Annotated in this window: 19 protein-coding genes; 10 read left to right on the top strand and 9 right to left on the bottom strand. The window is 56.3% G+C overall.

Annotated features, from left to right (window positions below):
* Positions 1 to 6: 6 nt before the first annotated feature.
* Both secD and secF read left to right on the top strand, forming a co-directional pair.
* Entirely contained in the window at positions 7 to 1854 is a 1848-nt protein-coding gene (secD, locus tag E5C26_RS05280) for a protein translocase subunit SecD (RefSeq protein WP_135315370.1), read from the top strand.
* Positions 1855 to 1864: 10 nt separating this feature from the next.
* On the top strand, positions 1865 to 2833 hold the full coding sequence (gene secF / locus E5C26_RS05285) for a protein translocase subunit SecF (protein WP_135315371.1): 969 nt from the start codon (positions 1865 to 1867) through the stop codon (positions 2831 to 2833).
* Positions 2834 to 2917: 84 nt separating this feature from the next.
* On the opposite strand, the gene E5C26_RS05290 is transcribed toward secF, so the two are convergent.
* Positions 2918 to 3478 (bottom strand): DUF3251 domain-containing protein, encoded by a 561-nt coding sequence (locus E5C26_RS05290; RefSeq protein ID WP_135315372.1) that lies wholly within the window; start codon positions 3476 to 3478, stop codon positions 2918 to 2920.
* A gap of 186 nt (positions 3479 to 3664) precedes the next feature.
* Between E5C26_RS05290 and nrdR the strand changes: the two genes are divergently transcribed.
* From nrdR to pgpA, 6 genes are all read left to right on the top strand, one after another.
* Positions 3665 to 4114 carry a transcriptional regulator NrdR gene (gene nrdR / locus E5C26_RS05295; protein ID WP_004949256.1) on the top strand — a complete coding sequence of 150 codons (450 nt, stop codon included), beginning with the start codon at positions 3665 to 3667 and terminating at the stop codon, positions 4112 to 4114.
* A gap of 10 nt (positions 4115 to 4124) precedes the next feature.
* Positions 4125 to 5234 carry a bifunctional diaminohydroxyphosphoribosylaminopyrimidine deaminase/5-amino-6-(5-phosphoribosylamino)uracil reductase RibD gene (gene ribD / locus E5C26_RS05300; protein ID WP_135315373.1) on the top strand — a complete coding sequence of 370 codons (1110 nt, stop codon included), beginning with the start codon at positions 4125 to 4127 and terminating at the stop codon, positions 5232 to 5234.
* Positions 5235 to 5353: 119 nt separating this feature from the next.
* The gene (gene ribH / locus E5C26_RS05305; protein ID WP_135315374.1) at positions 5354 to 5824 is read left to right on the top strand and encodes a 6,7-dimethyl-8-ribityllumazine synthase; all 471 of its coding nucleotides are present in this window, start codon (positions 5354 to 5356) and stop codon (positions 5822 to 5824) included.
* A gap of 20 nt (positions 5825 to 5844) precedes the next feature.
* Positions 5845 to 6261, top strand: coding sequence for a transcription antitermination factor NusB (gene nusB, locus E5C26_RS05310; RefSeq protein WP_012005514.1), 417 nt, complete (start codon positions 5845 to 5847; stop codon positions 6259 to 6261).
* A gap of 52 nt (positions 6262 to 6313) precedes the next feature.
* Positions 6314 to 7297, top strand: coding sequence for a thiamine-phosphate kinase (gene thiL / locus E5C26_RS05315; RefSeq protein ID WP_135315375.1), 984 nt, complete (start codon positions 6314 to 6316; stop codon positions 7295 to 7297).
* Between the two features lies 1 nt (position 7298).
* Positions 7299 to 7793, top strand: a complete 495-nt coding sequence (gene pgpA / locus E5C26_RS05320) for a phosphatidylglycerophosphatase A (protein ID WP_085115444.1) — start codon at positions 7299 to 7301, stop codon at positions 7791 to 7793.
* Between the two features lie 44 nt (positions 7794 to 7837).
* Here pgpA and E5C26_RS05325 read toward each other — a convergent pair whose 3' ends face one another.
* The 4 genes from E5C26_RS05325 to xseB all read right to left on the bottom strand — a co-directional run bounded on the left by E5C26_RS05325 (position 7838) and on the right by xseB (position 12009).
* On the bottom strand, positions 7838 to 8812 hold the full coding sequence (locus E5C26_RS05325; RefSeq protein WP_135315376.1) for an aldo/keto reductase: 975 nt from the start codon (positions 8810 to 8812) through the stop codon (positions 7838 to 7840).
* A 107-nt stretch (positions 8813 to 8919) separates the two neighbouring features.
* Positions 8920 to 10785 (bottom strand): 1-deoxy-D-xylulose-5-phosphate synthase, encoded by a 1866-nt coding sequence (dxs, locus tag E5C26_RS05330; RefSeq protein ID WP_135315377.1) that lies wholly within the window; start codon positions 10783 to 10785, stop codon positions 8920 to 8922.
* Between the two features lie 34 nt (positions 10786 to 10819).
* Positions 10820 to 11740 carry a (2E,6E)-farnesyl diphosphate synthase gene (ispA, locus tag E5C26_RS05335; RefSeq protein ID WP_135315378.1) on the bottom strand — a complete coding sequence of 307 codons (921 nt, stop codon included), beginning with the start codon at positions 11738 to 11740 and terminating at the stop codon, positions 10820 to 10822.
* Positions 11741 to 11745: 5 nt separating this feature from the next.
* Complete coding sequence (xseB, locus tag E5C26_RS05340) at positions 11746 to 12009, bottom strand: exodeoxyribonuclease VII small subunit (protein WP_012005520.1); 264 nt, start codon at positions 12007 to 12009, stop codon at positions 11746 to 11748.
* A gap of 232 nt (positions 12010 to 12241) precedes the next feature.
* Between xseB and thiI the strand changes: the two genes are divergently transcribed.
* Positions 12242 to 13690, top strand: coding sequence for a tRNA uracil 4-sulfurtransferase ThiI (gene thiI / locus E5C26_RS05345; RefSeq protein ID WP_135315379.1), 1449 nt, complete (start codon positions 12242 to 12244; stop codon positions 13688 to 13690).
* A 34-nt stretch (positions 13691 to 13724) separates the two neighbouring features.
* Here thiI and yajL read toward each other — a convergent pair whose 3' ends face one another.
* Positions 13725 to 14315: a protein deglycase YajL gene (gene yajL, locus E5C26_RS05350; protein WP_135315380.1), complete on the bottom strand. Its 591-nt coding sequence runs from the start codon at positions 14313 to 14315 to the stop codon at positions 13725 to 13727.
* Positions 14278 to 15189 (bottom strand): 2-dehydropantoate 2-reductase, encoded by a 912-nt coding sequence (gene panE, locus E5C26_RS05355; protein WP_135315381.1) that lies wholly within the window; start codon positions 15187 to 15189, stop codon positions 14278 to 14280. Before panE ends, yajL begins: the two co-directional genes overlap by 38 nt.
* Positions 15190 to 15371: 182 nt before the next feature.
* On the opposite strand from panE, the gene E5C26_RS05360 reads away from it, so the two are divergent.
* Positions 15372 to 15863, top strand: a complete 492-nt coding sequence (locus E5C26_RS05360; RefSeq protein WP_012005524.1) for a YajQ family cyclic di-GMP-binding protein — start codon at positions 15372 to 15374, stop codon at positions 15861 to 15863.
* A 160-nt stretch (positions 15864 to 16023) separates the two neighbouring features.
* Here E5C26_RS05360 and E5C26_RS05365 read toward each other — a convergent pair whose 3' ends face one another.
* Entirely contained in the window at positions 16024 to 17388 is a 1365-nt protein-coding gene (locus E5C26_RS05365; protein ID WP_135315382.1) for an MFS transporter, read from the bottom strand.
* Between the two features lie 349 nt (positions 17389 to 17737).
* Complete coding sequence (gene cyoE, locus E5C26_RS05370; RefSeq protein WP_012005526.1) at positions 17738 to 18628, bottom strand: heme o synthase; 891 nt, start codon at positions 18626 to 18628, stop codon at positions 17738 to 17740.

Genomic DNA, 18628 nt, shown 5'->3' on the forward strand with positions numbered 1-18628 from the left:
ATTGCCGTGCTAAACCGTTATCCTTTGTGGAAGTATCTGATGCTGATCGTAGTGATCATCGTCGGTCTGCTTTATGCGCTTCCCAACCTCTATGGTGAGGATCCGGCTGTACAAATCACTGGCGCGCGCGGTGTCGCCGCCAGTGAAACTACGCTGGACCAAGTCCGTACCGTATTAGAAAAAGACAAGATCGCGAGCAAGTCGATTGCGCTGGAAAATGGCGCCATCCTGGCTCGCTTTAGCAATCCTGATATTCAGCTGCGCGCGCGTGAAGCCTTAATGGCGGAGCTGGGCGACAAGTTTGTTGTGGCACTGAACCTGGCTCCGGCAACGCCGGCTTGGTTGGCCATGCTGGGCGCCGAACCGATGAAACTCGGTCTGGACCTGCGTGGCGGTGTGCACTTCCTGATGGAAGTGGACATGGACACGGCGCTGAGCAAGTTGCAGGAACAGACCATGGACACCCTGCGCAGCGAGCTGCGTGAAAAGGGCATTCCTTATGCGTCTATCCGCAAGCTGGACAACAACGGCGTGGAAGTGCGTTTCCGTGACGATGCTGCCCGCGATCAGGCCATCAGCTACCTTGGCCCGCGCCAACGTGACATGGTGTTCTCTGCCAACGGCACCAACACCCTGAAAGCCAACTTGACGGATGCGCGCCTGAGCGAAGCGCGTGAATATGCGGTGCAGCAAAACATCACTATCCTGCGTAACCGTGTTAACCAGCTCGGCGTTGCCGAACCGCTGGTACAACGCCAGGGTTCTGACCGCATCGTGGTCGAACTGCCGGGTATTCAGGACACCGCTCGCGCCAAAGAAATCCTGGGTGCGACTGCGACACTGGAATTCCGTCTGGTTAACACCAATGCGGATACCACCGCGGCAGCCAACGGTCGCGTGCCGGGTGACTCCGAGGTGAAAGACACCCGTGATGGTCAGCCGGTTGTGCTGTACAAGCGTGTGATCCTGACCGGTGATCACATCACCGACTCCACCTCCAGCACCGACGAATACAACCAACCGCAGGTTAATATCTCGCTGGACAGTGCCGGTGGTACTGCCATGTCCAACTTCACCAAGGACAACATCGGCAAGCCGATGGCGACCCTGTTTGTGGAGTACAAGGACAGCGGCAAGAAAGACGCCAACGGTCGTGCAGTTCTGGTGAAACAGGAAGAAGTGATCAACGTGGCGAACATTCAGTCGCGTCTGGGCAACAGCTTCCGTATTACCGGTATCGGTAACCCGAACGAAGCACGTCAGCTCTCGCTGCTGCTGCGCGCCGGTGCGCTGATTGCGCCTATCCAGATCGTGGAAGAGCGTACAATCGGTCCAACCCTGGGACAACAGAACATCACCCAGGGCCTGGAAGCCTGCTTGTGGGGCCTGGTGGCATCCATCGTGTTTATGGTGGTTTGGTACCGTAAGTTCGGCATGATCGCGACCACGGCGCTGGTCGCCAACCTGGTGCTGATTGTCGGCGTGATGTCCCTGTTGCCGGGGGCGACGCTGACCATGCCGGGTATTGCCGGTATCGTGCTGACGCTGGCGGTGGCGGTCGACGCCAACGTACTGATTAACGAACGTATCAAGGAAGAGCTGAAGAACGGACGTTCCGTTCAGCAGGCGATCCATGAGGGCTATAAAGGCGCGTTCTCCAGTATCGTTGATGCCAACATCACCACCCTGATCACCGCGATCATTCTGTACGCAGTGGGCACCGGTTCGATCAAAGGCTTTGCGATTACCACCGCAATCGGTGTGGCGACGTCCATGTTCACCGCGATTGTCGGTACCCGTGCCATCGTCAACCTGCTTTACGGCGGCAAACGCATTAACAAGCTGTCTATCTGAGGAGTGCGTTGTGGCACAGGATTATACTGTTGAACAACTCAACTACGGCCGTAAAGTCTATGACTTTATGCGCTGGGATTACGTGGCCTTCGGCATCTCGCTGGTGCTGCTGATCGCGTCAATCGCCATTATGTCGGTGCGTGGTTTTAACTGGGGTCTGGATTTCACTGGCGGTACCGTCATTGAAATCAGCCTGGAACAACCGGCCAACCTCGACCTGATGCGCGATACGCTGGAAAAAGCCGGGTTCCAGGACCCGGTTATTCAGAACTTTGGCAGCAGCCGTGACGTGATGGTGCGTATGCCACCGGCGATCGGCACCGCAGGCCAGGAACTGGGTAACAAAGTCATCAGCGTGATTAACGACTCGGTCGATAAAAACGCCACGGTGAAGAGGATTGAGTTCGTCGGCCCGAGCGTGGGCACCGAACTGGCGCAAAACGGCGGCATGGCGCTGCTGGTGGCGCTGATCTGTATTCTGATCTACGTCGGTTTCCGCTTCGAATGGCGCCTGGCGCTGGGGGCGGTTATCGCGTTGGCGCACGACGTGGTCATCACCCTGGGCGTGCTGTCGTTGTTCCGTATCGAGATTGACCTGACCATCGTTGCATCATTGATGTCGGTTATCGGTTACTCGTTGAACGACAGCATCGTGGTTTCCGACCGTATTCGTGAGAACTTCCGCAAGATCCGCCGCGGTACGCCTTACGAAATCATGAACGTGTCGTTGACCCAAACGCTGAGCCGTACCTTGATGACTTCCGGTACCACCCTGATGGTGGTTCTGATGCTGTACATCTTTGGCGGCGCGATGCTGCACGGCTTCTCTCTGGCTATGCTGATTGGTGTGTCTATCGGTACCATATCCTCTATCTACGTGGCGTCCGCGCTGGCGTTGAAACTGGGTATGAAACGCGAACACATGCTGCAGCAGAAAGTGGAAAAAGAGGGCGCCGATCAGCCTTCGATTATGCCGTAATTCACTGTGTTTTCAGTGAAGTGAAAAAGAGCGCCGGTTGGCGCTCTTTTTTTTTGCCTGGAGCCTGGAGAAAGACCTGATGGATCAATGTTGCTGGACCACCGCCGGCTGGGCCGTTGGGACAACGCTGTGCAGTCGCACAAAGCCCAGTTGATCCGGTGTCAGGCCGCTGAAACGCAGCTCAAAACTGTATTCCGTTTTGGGCAGTAGTGAGTCCGCACTGGCGATGGGCTGCGAAAGCGCGTCTGCCGTCAGCGGCTTGCCGGTCGTCGCATCCAATGAACCCCATTCTACTATGGCCTTGAACGCCGGCAGGGACGCCTGCGAAAGTGTGCGAACGTGCAGCATGGCCTGGGTACCGCTAGCCTCGGTTTTCACGTGGCTGAGTGAAACGCTCAATTCGCCGAGGCTGCTGTGCAGGCGAGCGCCGTTATTGGCCGCCGGCAGCAGATAGACGCCGCCGCTGGAGTTTTGATTCAGCTGGTTTTGCTGTTCCAGCGCCGTGGCCTGGTTAGTCAGAATGGTTAATTTTTGATTCAGTTCAACCACCTGATTGCGCAACTTGGGCACTTCGCGAGTTTGCGCGCAGCCTGCCAACAGCACCAGTGTGCTGAGCAGGAAAATCTTGGGGTAACGGGTTGTCATGGCGGGATTTCCTATTCAACTTCTCCTGTTATCAGCTTAGCCCGCCTGGTGGGGAAAGTCATGTTCGCCGCCCTTCCGGGGCGTTGTTCAGAGGGGCGGTTCGCAACAAATAGCCGACGGCCTTTGTTGTAACCGCACTTCGGGGTAAACTGTTCTTAACTATGAAAACGTTTATCAGGACGTGTTATGCATTGCCCTTTCTGCGCCGCCGTTGATACCAAAGTCATTGATTCCCGCCTGGTGGGTGATGGTTCGCAGGTGCGCCGTCGCCGCCAATGTTTGGTTTGTAATGAACGTTTCACCACCTTTGAAGTGGCTGAACTGGTGATGCCACGGGTGATAAAAAGCGATGAAGTCCGTGAGCCATTCAACGAAGACAAGCTGCGTCGCGGCATGCTGAAGGCGTTGGAAAAACGCCCGGTCAGCTCTGACGACGTGGAAAACGCGATCAACCACATTAAATCCCAGCTGCGTGCCACCGGCGAGCGTGAAGTACCGACTAAACTGGTCGGTAACCTGGTGATGGACGCGCTGAAAAAGTTGGATAAAGTGGCCTATATTCGTTTTGCCTCGGTTTATCGCAGCTTTGAAGATATCCGCGAATTCGGCGAAGAGATCGCCCGTCTGCAGGACTAAAGGGGCTTTGATGCATAACGACGAATTTTATATGGCTCGCGCCTTTGAGCTGGCGCGACTGGGGCGTTTTACTACCGCCCCTAACCCCAATGTTGGCTGCGTCATTGTGCGCGACGGCGAAATCGTCGGCGAGGGTTACCATCTGCGCGCCGGTGAACCGCATGCGGAAGTCCATGCACTGCGCATGGCGGGTGAAAAGGCGCGTGGTGCCACCGCTTATGTCACGCTGGAACCCTGTAGCCATCACGGCCGTACGCCGCCCTGTGCCGATGCGCTGGTCGCTGCCGGCGTAGCCCGTGTGGTTGCGGCGATGCAGGATCCCAACCCTGAGGTCGCCGGTCGCGGGCTGTACAAACTGCAGCAGGCGGGATTGGATGTACGCCATGGTTTGATGTTGGCGGAGGCCGAAGCGGTGAATCTGGGCTTCCTCAAGCGGATGCGCACCGGCTTCCCCTACCTACAACTGAAACTGGGTGCGTCACTCGATGGCCGCACGGCGATGGCTTCTGGCGAAAGCCAATGGATCACGTCACCCGAGGCGCGTCAGGATGTTCAGCGTCTGCGGGCGCAAAGTGCGGCTATCCTCAGCACCAGTGCCACTGTGGTGGCTGACGACCCGTCATTGACGGTGCGCTGGGATGAACTGGACGCCGAGACGCAAAGCATTTACCCGCGTGAAAACCTGCGTCAACCGTTGCGCATTATTCTGGATAGCCAAAATCGCGTCACCCCACAGCATCGGGTGGTACAACAGCCGGGGCAAACCTGGTTGGCGCGCCTGCAGCCGGATGAGCAGGTTTGGCCGCAGGATGTCGAGCAACTGACCTTCCCGGCGCACGGCGGCGGGGTTGATCTGGTGGTGATGATGATGCAACTGGCGAAACGCCAGGTGAACTCTATCTGGGTCGAGGCTGGCGCGCAGTTGGCCGGTGCCTTGTTGCAGGCCGGGCTGGTCGATGAGCTCATTTTGTACATCGCGCCAAAACTGTTGGGTGATAATGGCCGCGGTTTGTGCCATTTGCCGGGCCTTGAACACCTGGCCAATGCACCGGAATTCGTCTTTAGCGAAGTGCGGCAAATCGGCCCTGACTTGCGGCTGCGACTGAAAGCAAAATACTGATTTTAAAACCTGCGTGCCGGGTCGGTTGTCGTTTTACAAAACCGCCCGCGCAGGCAGATAAAGAATGTGATAGAATCCGCCCCCCTGCGGGGTATTGAACCCATTTTTAAGGAAAGCCCATGAAAGTTATCGAAGGTGTTGTTGCTACTCCAAATGCCCGTGTGGCGATTGCAATTGCACGTTTTAACAATTTCATCAATGACAGCCTGCTGCAAGGTGCTATCGACGCACTCAAGCGCATTGGCCAGGTTGCTGACGACAACATCACCGTTGTCTGGGTCCCGGGCGCTTACGAATTGCCGCTGACTGCACGCGTGCTGGCTAACACCGGCAAATACGATGCAGTGATCGCACTGGGCACCGTTATCCGTGGGGGCACCGCGCACTTCGAATATGTCGCGGGCGAAGCCAGCTCCGGCCTGGGCAGTGTTTCAATGCACACTGAAATCCCGGTTGCCTTTGGCGTGCTGACGACCGAAAGCATCGAACAGGCTATCGAGCGTGCCGGCACCAAAGCGGGCAACAAGGGCGCTGAAGCGGCTCTGACCGCACTTGAAATGATTAATGTTATCAAAGCTATTAAAGCCTGAATTTAGTTAAGGGGAATTCCGTGAAACCTGCTGCTCGTCGCCGCGCTCGTGAGTGCGCTGTTCAAGCGCTTTACTCTTGGCAGTTGTCTAAAAATGACATTGCCGATGTTGAACACCAGTTCCTGTCGGAGCAAGATGTCAAAGATGTAGACATCGTCTATTTTCGGGAGCTGCTGTCCGGCGTGGCGGTGAATGCAGGTCTGCTGGATAGCCTGATGGCACCTGTCCTGTCGCGTCAGCTCGAAGAGCTGGGCCAGGTAGAAAGAGCCGTTCTGCGTATTGCGCTGTATGAGCTGAAAATGCGTGAGGATGTGCCTTACAAGGTGGCAATCAACGAGGCGATCGAGTTGGCGAAAACCTTCGGCGCTGAAGACAGCCACAAGTTTGTGAATGGCGTGCTGGATAAAGTGGCACCAAGCATTCGCAAGAAAAAATAAAAAATTAAGGCCGGTATCCCCGGCCTTAATTTCTTCTATTGGAATATCGACCATGGCATGTGGCGAATTTGACCTCATTGCCCGCTATTTTGACCGGTTTAAGAGTCTGCGCCGGGATGTACAGTTGGGCATTGGAGATGACTGCGCACTTCTGACAGTGGCAGAAAAACAGCTTTTGGCCGTCAGTACCGACACTCTCGTTTCGGGCGTTCACTTCCTGGCGGATATCGATCCCGCCGATCTCGGCTACAAAGCACTGGCAGTTAACCTGAGCGACCTGGCGGCCATGGGCGCCGACCCCGCCTGGCTTTCACTGGCGTTAACCCTGCCGGATGTGAATGAACCCTGGCTGAAGGCGTTCAGCGATAGCCTGTTCGAACAACTTAATTATTACGGTATGCAGTTGATTGGCGGCGATACCACACGCGGCCCGTTAAGCATGACGTTAACCATTCACGGCCTGATCCCGGCCGGGCGGGCATTAACCCGCAGCGGTGCGCGTATCGGTGACTGGATCTACACCACGGGTACGCTGGGTGACAGCGCCGCCGGTCTGGCTGTGCTGCAGGAACGCTTGCAGGTGGCAGACGCCGAGGCACGCAATTATCTGGTTGGCCGTCATCTGCGGCCTCAGCCACGAGTATTGCAAGGCCAGGCACTGCGCGATCTGGCCAGTTCGGCGATTGATCTTTCCGACGGCCTGATTTCCGATCTCAAGCATGTGCTGAAAGCCTCTGAGTGCGGTGCGCGAATCAATCTCGATGAGTTGCCGCTGTCGCAGGCGTTGAGCAGCCATACGGATGCCGATCAGGCACTGCGCTGGGCGTTGACCGGCGGTGAGGATTACGAACTCTGCTTCACCGTACCGGAAATCAACCGTGGGGCACTGGAGGTGGCGTTAAGCCATCTGGGCGCTGACTATACCTGTATTGGTCAGATTGGCCCGCTTTCCGAAGGCATCAAGTTCTACCGCAACGATGAAGTGGTGGAACTGCCGTGGCGCGGTTTCGACCATTTCAGCGAAGGGCAGGCGTAACATGGATGAAGCGAAGCGCCGTTTGCGGATGAGCAATCCGTGGCACCTGCTGGCCACCGGCTTCGGTAGCGGTCTGTCGCCGGTGATGCCGGGCACTATGGGGTCACTGGCGGCGATCCCATTCTGGCTGCTGTTGATCCAACTGCCATGGCAACTGTATTCGCTGTTGGTGATGTTCAGCATTTGTATTGGCGTCTACCTGTGTCATCAGACCGCCAAAGATATGAAGGTGCACGACCACGGCAGCATTGTCTGGGACGAGTTTGTCGGCATGTGGATCACGCTGATGGCACTGCCGGTCAACGACTGGCAGTGGGTTGCGGCAGGTTTCGTGATTTTCCGTATTTTGGATATCTGGAAGCCATGGCCGATCCGCTGGTTTGATCGCAATGTGCACGGCGGCATGGGGATCATGGTTGACGATATCGTCGCCGGGGTCTTTTCCGCCGGTATCATCTACCTGATTGGCCACCACTGGCCGCTTGGGCTGTTCTGATTTTGAGGGCGCAGTTTAATGCCTGCGCCCTTGAACCCTCCTGGTTATTCAAATCCTGTCACGTGGTGTGGTACGTAGGCCGTCTCCAGTTCGGCAATCTCTTCTGGGGTTAGCTCGAGATCGACGGCGGCGACGGCGTCTTCCAGATGGTCATGGCGTGATGCACCGATAATCGGCGCGCTAACGACTGGCTTGCTCAACAGCCACGCCAGTGCGATTTGCGCACGGGGCACACCACGTTCTTCGGCAATAGTGGCCACGCGTTCGGCAATGATGGCGTCGATGCCTTCGGTTTCATCGTACAGATTTTTACCGACCTGATCGGAGACCAGACGCGCGGTGGTTTCCCCCCAGGGGCGGGTTAAGCGACCCCGTGCCAACGGGCTCCACGGCAGCACTGCAATGCCTTCGGCAGCGCACAGCGGCAACATCTCACGCTCTTCTTCACGCTGGATCAGGTTGTACTGGTTCTGCATGCTGACGAAGCGCGTCCAGCCGTGCAGATCGGCGGTATACAGTGCCTTGGCAAACTGCCAGGCGTACATTGACGATGCGCCGATATAGCGTGCCTTACCGGCTTTCACTACATCGTGCAGTGCTTCAAGCGTTTCTTCCAGTGGCGTTTCATAATCCCAGCGATGGATCTGCAACAGATCAACGTAGTCGGTGCCCAGCCGCTTGAGGCTGTCGTCGATGGATTGCATGATTTTGGCGCGCGACAGGCCGCGTTCCAGGTTGCTCAGGGGGAAATAGACTTTGGTGGCGATCACTACCTGGTCACGGCGGGCATAATCGCGCAGTGCCTGGCCGACGATCTCCTCACTGCTGCCGTCTGAGTAGCTGTTGGCGGTGTCAAAGAAGTTGATGCCGGCATCCAGCGCCTGTTTCAGCAGCGGTCGGCTGCTTTCCTCCGGTAACGTCCAGGCATGGTTGCCACGGCTGGGTTCGCCGTAGGTCATGCAGCCAAGACAGATACGTGAGACGTTCAGGTCGGTGTTACCCAGTTTCAGATACTTCATGCTTGCCTCCCGGTGTCAGCACAGAACTTTAACTGTAGCGGATTTTCGGGCGGCAGAAATAAAAACGCCCCCGCAAAGCGGAGGCGTCGAGTGAGCAGAGGCGAGGATTATTGCGCCAGCCAGACCTCAATTTGCCGCTGTATACCGGCGGCGTCCAGACCCAGATCGACACGGACTTCTTCCTGACTCCCCTGGGAGACAAAGAAGTCCGGCAGGCCGATATTCAGCACCGGTACCATGCGGCGCTTGGCCATCAGCAACTCGTTCACGCCGCTGCCGGCACCGCCCATAATGGCGTTTTCTTCCAGCGTGACCAGCGCGTCGTGGCTGGCTGCCAGTTCCAGTATCAGCTGTTCGTCCAGTGGCTTCACAAAGCGCATATCCACCAGCGTCGCGTTGAGCGTTTCTGCTACCTGTGCGGCTTCCGGCAGTAATGTGCCGAAATTCAGGATCGCCAGCTTTTCACCTTCACGACGGACAACGCCTTTGCCGATCGGCAGAGAGTTGAGAGGTTCCAGTGGTGCGCCGGTACCGTTGCCACGCGGATAACGCACGGCGCTTGGGCCTTCGTTATAGTGATAACCGGTGTACAACATTTGGCGGCACTCGTTTTCATCACTTGGCGTCATGATCACCATGGTCGGGATGCAACGCATAAATGACAGATCAAAGGCCCCTTGGTGAGTCTGACCGTCGGCACCGACAATACCGCCGCGATCGATGGCAAACATCACCGGCAGTTTTTGGATGGCGACGTCGTGGATCAACTGATCGTAGGCACGCTGCAGGAAGGTGGAATAAATCGCTACCACCGGCTTATAGCCGCCAATGGCCAAACCGGCGGCGAAGGTCACCGCATGCTGTTCGGCAATCGCCACGTCAAAATATTGCTGCGGATAGTCGCGGGAGAACTGCACCATGCCCGACCCTTCACGCATGGCCGGGGTGATGGCCATCAGCGAGCTGTCTTTGGCAGCTGTTTCGCACAGCCAGTCACCAAAAACTTTTGAATAGGTCGGCAAGCCGCCGGCGCTTTTCGGCAGGGTACCGCTGGCCGGATCGAATTTTGGCACCGCGTGGAAACTGATCGGATCTTTTTCCGCCGGGGCGTAACCACGGCCTTTTTTGGTCATGATGTGCAGCAGCTGCGGGCCTTTCAGGTCACGCATGTTTTTCAGCGTGGCAACCAAGCCCTGGACATCGTGGCCGTCGACCGGGCCAATATAGTTAAAGCCCAGCTCTTCGAACAGCGTGCCCGGAACCACCATGCCTTTCAGGTGTTCTTCGGTGCGCTTGACCAGCTCTTTAATCGGCGGCAGGCCGGACAGCACTTTTTTACCGCCTTCACGCAGGGTGGAGTAAAGCTTGCCGGACAGCAGCTGTGCCAGATGGTTGTTCAGCGCGCCGACGTTTTCCGAAATCGACATTTCGTTATCGTTCAGCACCACCAGCATATCCGGGTCGATGTCACCGGCGTGGTTCATGGCTTCAAACGCCATGCCGGCGGTGATCGCGCCATCGCCGATCACGCAGACCGTACGGCGATTTTTGCCTTCACGCGCAGCGGCTACTGCCATGCCGAGACCGGCACTGATCGAGGTGGAAGAATGACCGACCGACAGTACGTCGTATTCGCTTTCTGCCCGCCACGGGAAAGGGTGCAGGCCATTTTTCTGGCGAATGGTGGCGATTTTATCGCGGCGACCGGTCAGAATTTTATGCGGGTAGGCCTGGTGGCCAACGTCCCATACCAGATGATCGAAGGGGGTCTGGTACACATAGTGCAATGCCACCGTCAGTTCGACGGTACCCAGCCCGGAGGCAAAGTGGCCACTGGAGCGGCTGACGCTGTCCAGCAGGTATTGCCGAAGTTCGTCACACAGCTTCGGTAGGCTCTCTTTTGGCAGCGAACGGAGTTCATCCGGATTTTCCGCTAGCGCCAAGGTCGGGTATTTGGCTATATCAAGACTCATTCGATACTCATATCAGAGGAGTTAACGTCACACGTTAATTGTCGCGTTCAATAATGAAGCTGGCTAACGCTCGCAATGGCGCTGTGTTATAAGATTGTGCTGCCAAAGTGTCTAATGCAGCTAAAGCTTCCTGATAGAGATCCCACGCTTTTGCTTTCGCGCTGTCAAGCCCGAGCAAAGCTGGATAGGTACTCTTTCCGTGTTGCTGGTCCGCCCCCTGGCGTTTACCGATTTTTTCGGTTTCGCCGACCACGTCCAAAATATCATCCTGCACCTGGAACGCCAGGCCAATCGCGGCGGCGTAGCGGTCAAGCTGCACCACTGCGGCACGGCCAGGTTCACCGGCGGCTAAGGCCCCCAGACGAACGGCTGCGCGAATCAATGCGCCGGTTTTGTGACGATGGATTTGCTCCAGCGCTTCCAGACCAATTTGCCGGTCTTCGGCTTCCAGATCCAACGACTGGCCGCCACACATGCCGGCAACGCCGCTGGCGGTTGCCAGTTCGGAGACCATTGCCAGCCGGTCGCGCAGCGCCACGTCGGGCATCTCGGCATCGGCCAGAATGGAAAATGCCAGCGTCTGCAGGGCATCGCCGGCCAAAATGGCGTTGGCCTCACCAAATTTGATGTGGCAGGTCGGCTGACCGCGACGCAGATCGTCGTCGTCCATCGCCGGCAGATCGTCATGGATCAGTGAATAGGCGTGAATGCATTCTACCGCAGCCGCGGGCGCATCCAAATTATTCAGTGATACGCCAAACATCTGTCCGGTGGTGTACACCAGGAACGGACGCAGGCGTTTACCGCCCAGCAGCGCGCCGTGACGCATTGCCGCCACCATGTTGCCATCATTGAACGGCAGCGGCGCGATAAAATCCAGCAGCGTGCGGTCGGCTCGCTGGCGTAAAGCTTGCAACTGGTCAGAAAAAGCGGTCTGTTGGACAGTCTCGGACATGGTGATTACTCGGCATCCGGTGTGAAAGGCGTCAGCGCGGCATCATCGGCGCTGTCGTTAAGCAAAATCTGTACGCGTTGCTCCGCCTGCTGCAGTTTCTGCTGGCCCTGGCGTGCCAACTGTACGCCGCGTTCGAATTCATTGAGCGCGTCTTCCAGCGGTAACTCACCCGATTCCAGACGCGTGACGATGCTTTCCAACTCGCTGAGGGAGCTTTCAAAGCTGACGCTTTGCTCTGTACTGTCTGATTGTGCAGGTTTTTTTGGCATAATTTTCTTTTTACATCATCATGTGAACAGTGGCGCCAGAGCCTATCTTAGCGGGTCTTGATTGGCAAATCATGGCGCACATGTGTGGTTTTGTGCACCGAGCCCCACCAGATAGTGGTATACTCAGCGCCGCAAATGCGATTGATAAAACATTCGGCAGCCCCGTTGGTTTTATCAATCGCATATACATTGTAAATCCTTTTCCCTCGTAATTCTGACAATAAAGACCGCCATGAAGTTTATCATTAAATTGTTCCCGGAAATCACCATCAAGAGCCAATCTGTGCGCTTGCGCTTTATCAAGATCCTCTCGACCAGTATTCGCAACGTCCTGAAGCAGTATGATGAAACACTGGCGGTTGTCCGTCACTGGGATCATATCGAAGTTCGCGCCAAAGATGAAAACCAGCGGCCGGTGATTGCCGACGCGCTGACGCGCATTCCCGGTATCCACCACATTCTGGAAGTGGAAGACCGCGACTATACCGATATCCACCACATTTTCGAGCAGACGCTGGAAGCCTACCGCGAGCAGCTGGAAGGCAAGACCTTCTGCGTGCGCGTTAAGCGCCGCGGCAAGCAGGACTTCAATTCGCAGGACGTGGAGCGTTACGTCGGTGGCGGTCTGAATCAGCATATCGAAAGCGCGCGCGTTAAGTTGTCGCATCCGCAGGTGACGGTCAACCTGGAAATTGAAGACGACAAGCTGATGCTGGTGAAAGCGCGCCGTGAAGGCATCGGCGGCTACCCGGTCGGCACTCAGGAAGACGTGCTGTCGCTGATTTCCGGTGGTTTCGACTCGGGTGTTTCCAGCTATATGCTGATGCGCCGTGGTTGCCGCGTGCATTATTGCTTCTTCAATCTGGGCGGCGCGGCGCATGAAATTGGCGTGCGCCAGGTAGCTCACTACCTGTGGAACCGCTTTGCCAGTTCGCACAAGGTGCGCTTTATCGCCATCGATTTTGAACCTGTGGTTGGCGAGATCCTGGAAAAGGTCGAAGACGGCCAAATGGGCGTGGTACTCAAGCGCATGATGGTGCGTGCCGCTTCGCAGATTGCCGAACGTTATGGCGTGCAGGCACTGGTGACCGGTGAAGCGCTGGGACAGGTTTCCAGCCAGACGCTGACTAACCTGCGCCTGATCGACAACGCGTCCGATACGCTGATCCTGCGTCCGCTGATCTCCCACGACAAAGAGCACATCATCAAAGTGGCGCGTGAGATTGGTACCGAGGACTTCGCCAAGACCATGCCGGAGTACTGCGGTGTGATCTCGAAAAGCCCGACGGTGAAGGCGATTAAAGCCAAGATCGAAGAGGAAGAAGGGCACTTTGACTTCAGCATTCTTGACCGCGTGGTTAGCGAAGCCAAGAACGTGGATATTCGCACCATCGCCGAGCAGACTCAGGAGCAGGTTACCGAAGTCGAAACCGTGGCGGAGTTCGATGCTGACCAGGTGATTCTGGATATTCGTTCTAACGACGAGCAGGAAGACAAACCGCTGAAGCTGGATCAGGTTGAGGTGAAACCGCTGCCTTTCTACAAACTCAGCACCCAGTTTGGCGACCTGGATCAGAGCAAAACCTACCTGCTGTACTGTGAGCGTGGCGTAATGAGCCGCCTGCAGGCGCTATATTTGCTGGAGCAGGGCTTCACCAACGTGAAGGTTTACCGCCCGTAAGTCATTCAGGGGGCGCATCTGCCGCCCCCGTGATTTAATCGCGGAAATCGTACATTCCAGGTATCAATACCAGCTGAGCGGCGATCTCCGCCGCTTTGGCTTTCCCCAGCAGTAAATCAATCAGCTTCAGCGCAAACTCCATTGAAGTTCCCGGCCCCTGGCTGGTGAGCAGGTTAACGCGCGGATCGAACACCACACGTTTTTCTATCCATTTGTCGGCCGGGATCCGTTCTTTCAGCCCCGGGAACCCGGTCATATTGCCGATGGGGAACAAATCGTGGTGTTGCAGCACCAGTGCCGGTGCTGCGCAGATGGCGGCGACGATATTGCCCTGCAGGTGCATCTGACGCACTTTCTCCACCAGCAGCGGGCTGTCGCGGAAGCACTCGGCACCTTTCAGGCCACCGGGCAGCACAATGGCGTCGAAAGGCTCGTCCACAATCGACACCAGCGGCGCATCGGCCAGCAGTTTTACCCCGCGTGAACAGACAATAGTCAGGTCGCCATCGCCGGCTACGCTTGCGGTGGTCACTTTAATGCCCGCCCGCACCAGCAAATCTATAGTGGTGACGGCTTCGATTTCTTCGCTACCAGGTGCCAGGCAGACCAGCGCCGATACGCTCATATTCATTTTCCTTTCGCTTAATCAATTCAAACAGGCGTGCGTTCTCTGGCAGAGTCACGCCGTGGCTGCGCGCGCGGCGCAGCAGGTAGCCGGTAATGTAGTCGATTTCAGTATGTCGCTGGGTGCGGATATCCTGCAGCATCGAAGAGACGTTGTCCGCGGTGCTTTGGATCACCTCCATGACGTACTGCTGCAAACCCTCGCATGAGGTGTGGTAGCCCTCCATTTCCATTACGCTGGAGACCTCGCGGCAGATGAGCTCGATTTGTTCGGGATAGCGTTGCAGGTCGCCATTACGGCAATTATACAGCGCCGTTAGCGGGTTGATCACGCAGTTGACCGCCAGCTTGCGCCAGTTCGCCGAGGCGATATTATTGTGCCAGGCGACGTCAGGCAGGGCCTGGTGCAGCACTTCTGCCAGATGGCTCAGTGACTGCGCCGCCGGTGAAGTCGGGCCGATATGGGTGATGCCGCCGGCGACATGGATAATAGTGCTGCCATCATGACGCGCTGCATGGGTGGTGGTGCCCTGCAATATCGGTTGGTTGTTCGCCGGCAGTTCGTCCTGGGTGCCCATGCCGTTATGCAGCAGCAGGATGGCACAGCGCGGGTTCAACTTTGACAGCAGCGCGCTGACCGCACTCGATACCTGCCAGGCTTTCAAGGTGACCAGCAGCAGTTCGCTCTGGGATAAATGTTCGGGATCGTTGGTGGGCAAATTACGGTTGAACGAGGCGCCTTCCGGCTCAATCACGTTCACTGCGCAGAAGGGCTGTGGCACCCGCAACCATCCCTGTACATCGTGACCCTGCTGATACAGTCGGGAGAGCCACAGTTGTCCGAGCGCGCCGCAACCAAGAATAGTTATTTTCATCCAGACTCCTTGGGGTAACGGGAATATCGCTCAATGACTGTCTTATAATTATAGACTTTTCTGCTGTTTGACGGCTTATCCGCCGCTAGCTTCAGCAGATTTTGTCTGAGGCGCTAAAGCGGTTATCATGCTCGGCATCGAAATCGCCTATCGCATTAGGCTCTCATTCAGGAGGAAGAAGTATGCCATCTTTCGACATTGTTTCCGAAATTGATATGCAGGAAGTGCGTAACGCCGTCGAGAACGCCACGCGCGATCTGGGCACCCGTTGGGATTTCCGCAACGTGCCGGCCAGCTTTGAGCTGAACGAAAAAGACGAAAGCATTAAAGTCGCCAGTGAGTCTGATTTCCAGGTGCAGCAGTTGCTCGATATTCTGCGTGAAAAGCTCAGTAAACGTAGCATCGAAGGCAGCGCACTCGAGATCCCGGAAGAAATGACTCACAGCGGTAAAACCTACAGTGTGGATGCCAAGCTGAAGCAGGGGATTGAAAGCGCCCAGGCGAAGAAGCTCGTCAAGCTGATCAAAGACAGCAAGCTGAAGGTCCAGGTACAGATCCAGGGTGATGAAGTGCGGGTAACCGGTAAATCACGCGACGATCTGCAGGGCGTGATGGCGCTGGTACGCGGCGCCGATCTGGGGCAGCCTTTCCAGTTCAAGAACTTCCGCGATTAATCTTTCATTAGCACCGACAAAGCCAGTTATTAGGGAGAGCGTGCCGAAGGGGTCGTAGCAGCCTTGGCTGCCGGAGCGCCCCTCGGTGCGCTAGGCCCGGGTATCTCGGGCTAAAAACACCTTTATTATCAAACGTGGGCCAGCTTGCTGGCCCTTTTCTTTACAGTGAATTCACCAGCGCTTCCAGTTGGCCGCGGTTGGTCTGTTTGGTATCGACCTTCACGTAGGCACTGCGCTCTTCCGGCACCACTATCGCTTCCGCTACGCCCGGTTGGGCTTTCAGACGGCTTTCCAACGCTGAATCCTTCACCGCCAGTTCCGACAGCGTAATACGCAGGCTGCTGACGTAAGGCGGTTCTTGCATGGTGCTACTGACCAAAAACCAGACTGCCGCCAACACCGCCCCGGCGATAAACACCAGTCCCGCCCCCTGCAGGCCATACAGCAAGCCGCCCAGGCTGCCGCCGATCGCCACGCCGATAAACTGGCTGGTGGAGTAAACCCCCATCGCTGTCCCTTTATAGCCGGCCGGAGATTCTTTGCTGATCAGCGAAGGCAAAATGGCTTCCATCACGTTAAACGCCATAAAGAACAGCTGCACGCCGGCAATGATGCCCCACAGGTGCGCGCCGGACAGCCACAGCAGCACTTCCGCGCAGAACAACACCGCTACGCAACCCATGAAGACTTGCTTCATGCGGCGCTTCTTCTCGGCATAAATGATAAATGGCACTACGGCGGCAAAAGAAACCAGCATGGTGACCAGGTAGACAATCCAGTGTTGGCTCGGTGCCAGGCCGGCTTTTTCCATCGCCAGTGGCAGCGCCACGAAGCTGGACATCAGCAGGATATGCAGACACATGATGCCGAAATTGAGCTTCAACAGCCGGGAGTTACTCAGCACCTTGCTGAAGCTGCCGCGTACGATGCTCGATTCCCGGTTCAACACGTGGTGGCTGGCGGAAGGGACCACTGCCAGAGTGATTACGATACCGGCCAATGCCAGCACGGCAATCATCCAGAACAGCGCATGCAGGCCAAAGGCGTGGGTGACGATCGGGCCAACCACCATCGCAATAGCGAAGGTAATACCGAAGCTGACACCGATAAATGCCATTGCCTTGGTGCGGTTCTGTTCCCGGGTCAGGTCAGACAGCAGTGCCATCACTGCGGCGGCGATAGCGCCGGAGCCCTGTAATGCCCGGCCGAGGATCACCCCCCAGATGGAGTCGGTCGCGGCGGCAATGACGCTGCCCAGCGCAAAGATCAGCAGCCCGCCGACAATCAGCGGTTTGCGGCCGATACGATCGGAGATCAGGCCGAAGGGGATCTGAAACACCGCCTGCGCCAGGCCATAAATACCGATGGCGATACCGATCAGCGTTTCGCTGGCGCCGTTCAACGCCATACCGTAGGTGGTCAGTACCGGCAACACCATAAACATGCCGAGCATGCGCAGTGAAAATACGGTTCCTAATCCCCAGGTCGCTCGTCGTTCCAGCGGGGTCATTGCATTATCGTTCATTAAAACCTCATTAAAAGCCATTCCGTCAGGCTATCGGTGATAACGCCTGAGGGGATAGCTTCTGTGAAAGAAGCGTCATTTTAGTGTGAAGGGCAGGGGGGGTAAATCTAATGTTGTTTAGCAGATATTACAGTTCATCGGCTTTTTGGCGAGACAAATAAAATGGGCCGCTAAAGCGGCCCACAAAACAGCTAACAAAGTCTCTGCAACTAGAAGTAATGAATTCAGTACTAATAGAAATAGAGGATTATGTCTACTGCCTTACCCAAACATCCGAAAACCACGTTTTTCGGGTGTTTGTCACCAATTTAATGGGCCGCTAAAGCGGCCCATTCACAGACGGTTTGGCTTACCAGACGTACGTCATCAGCGCTTCCGGCGCGGCTGTCGCGCTGAAGTCGATAGACATCATTACGCTCAGCGAAGTGATGGCAACAATCGAGAACACAAACAGCTTGCGTGCCCAAACGCTGTCATTTTCGGTTTTGTAACCACGCAGTGCCATGCCCAGCCACCATACGCTTACCGCCGCAGCGACGATCAGGTATTTGTAGCCGGCGTAGCCGCCCAGGGTCAACATCAGGGTGGCAATCATAAACGCCACAATGTAGACCGTGATGTGGTTCTTCGCCACCGAAATGCCTTTCACGACCGGCAGAACCGGAATGTTGGCTGCCTGGTAATCTTTAAAGCGGAAGATGGCAATCGCATAGGAATGCGGCATCTGCCACAGGCTAAAGATAGCCAGCAGGATCAACGCACCGGCATCGAACTCGTTGGTGACTGCGCAATAACCGATAACCGGTGGCGCAGCGCCCGACAAGCTGCCGATCAGTGTGCCGTATACCGAGTGGCGTTTCATGTACAGGCTATAAACGCCGACATAAACCACGAAGCCCATCACCGCCAGCCACATGGCCAGCGGGTTGGCACCGATATACAGCAACGCAAAGCCCGCAATACCCAGAGCGGTAGCATAAACCAGGCTTACACTCGGCGCGATCAGGCCCTTAACCAGCACCCGATTCTTCGTTCTCTCCATTTTCTTGTCGATGTCGCGGTCAATGTAGTTGTTAAATACACAGCCCGAAGCGACAACCAACGAGACCCCCACCAGGGTGGCGAGAAACAGGGGATAGTCGATGCTCCCTTTAGAGGCGAGCAGGAATCCCCCGACGACAGAAATTAAATTGCCGAAAATAATTCCTGGTTTGGTTACTTGCAGGTATTGCTTAATCAT

The organism is Serratia proteamaculans (genome assembly GCF_004684015.1).
Classification (GTDB): domain Bacteria; phylum Pseudomonadota; class Gammaproteobacteria; order Enterobacterales; family Enterobacteriaceae; genus Serratia; species Serratia proteamaculans_F.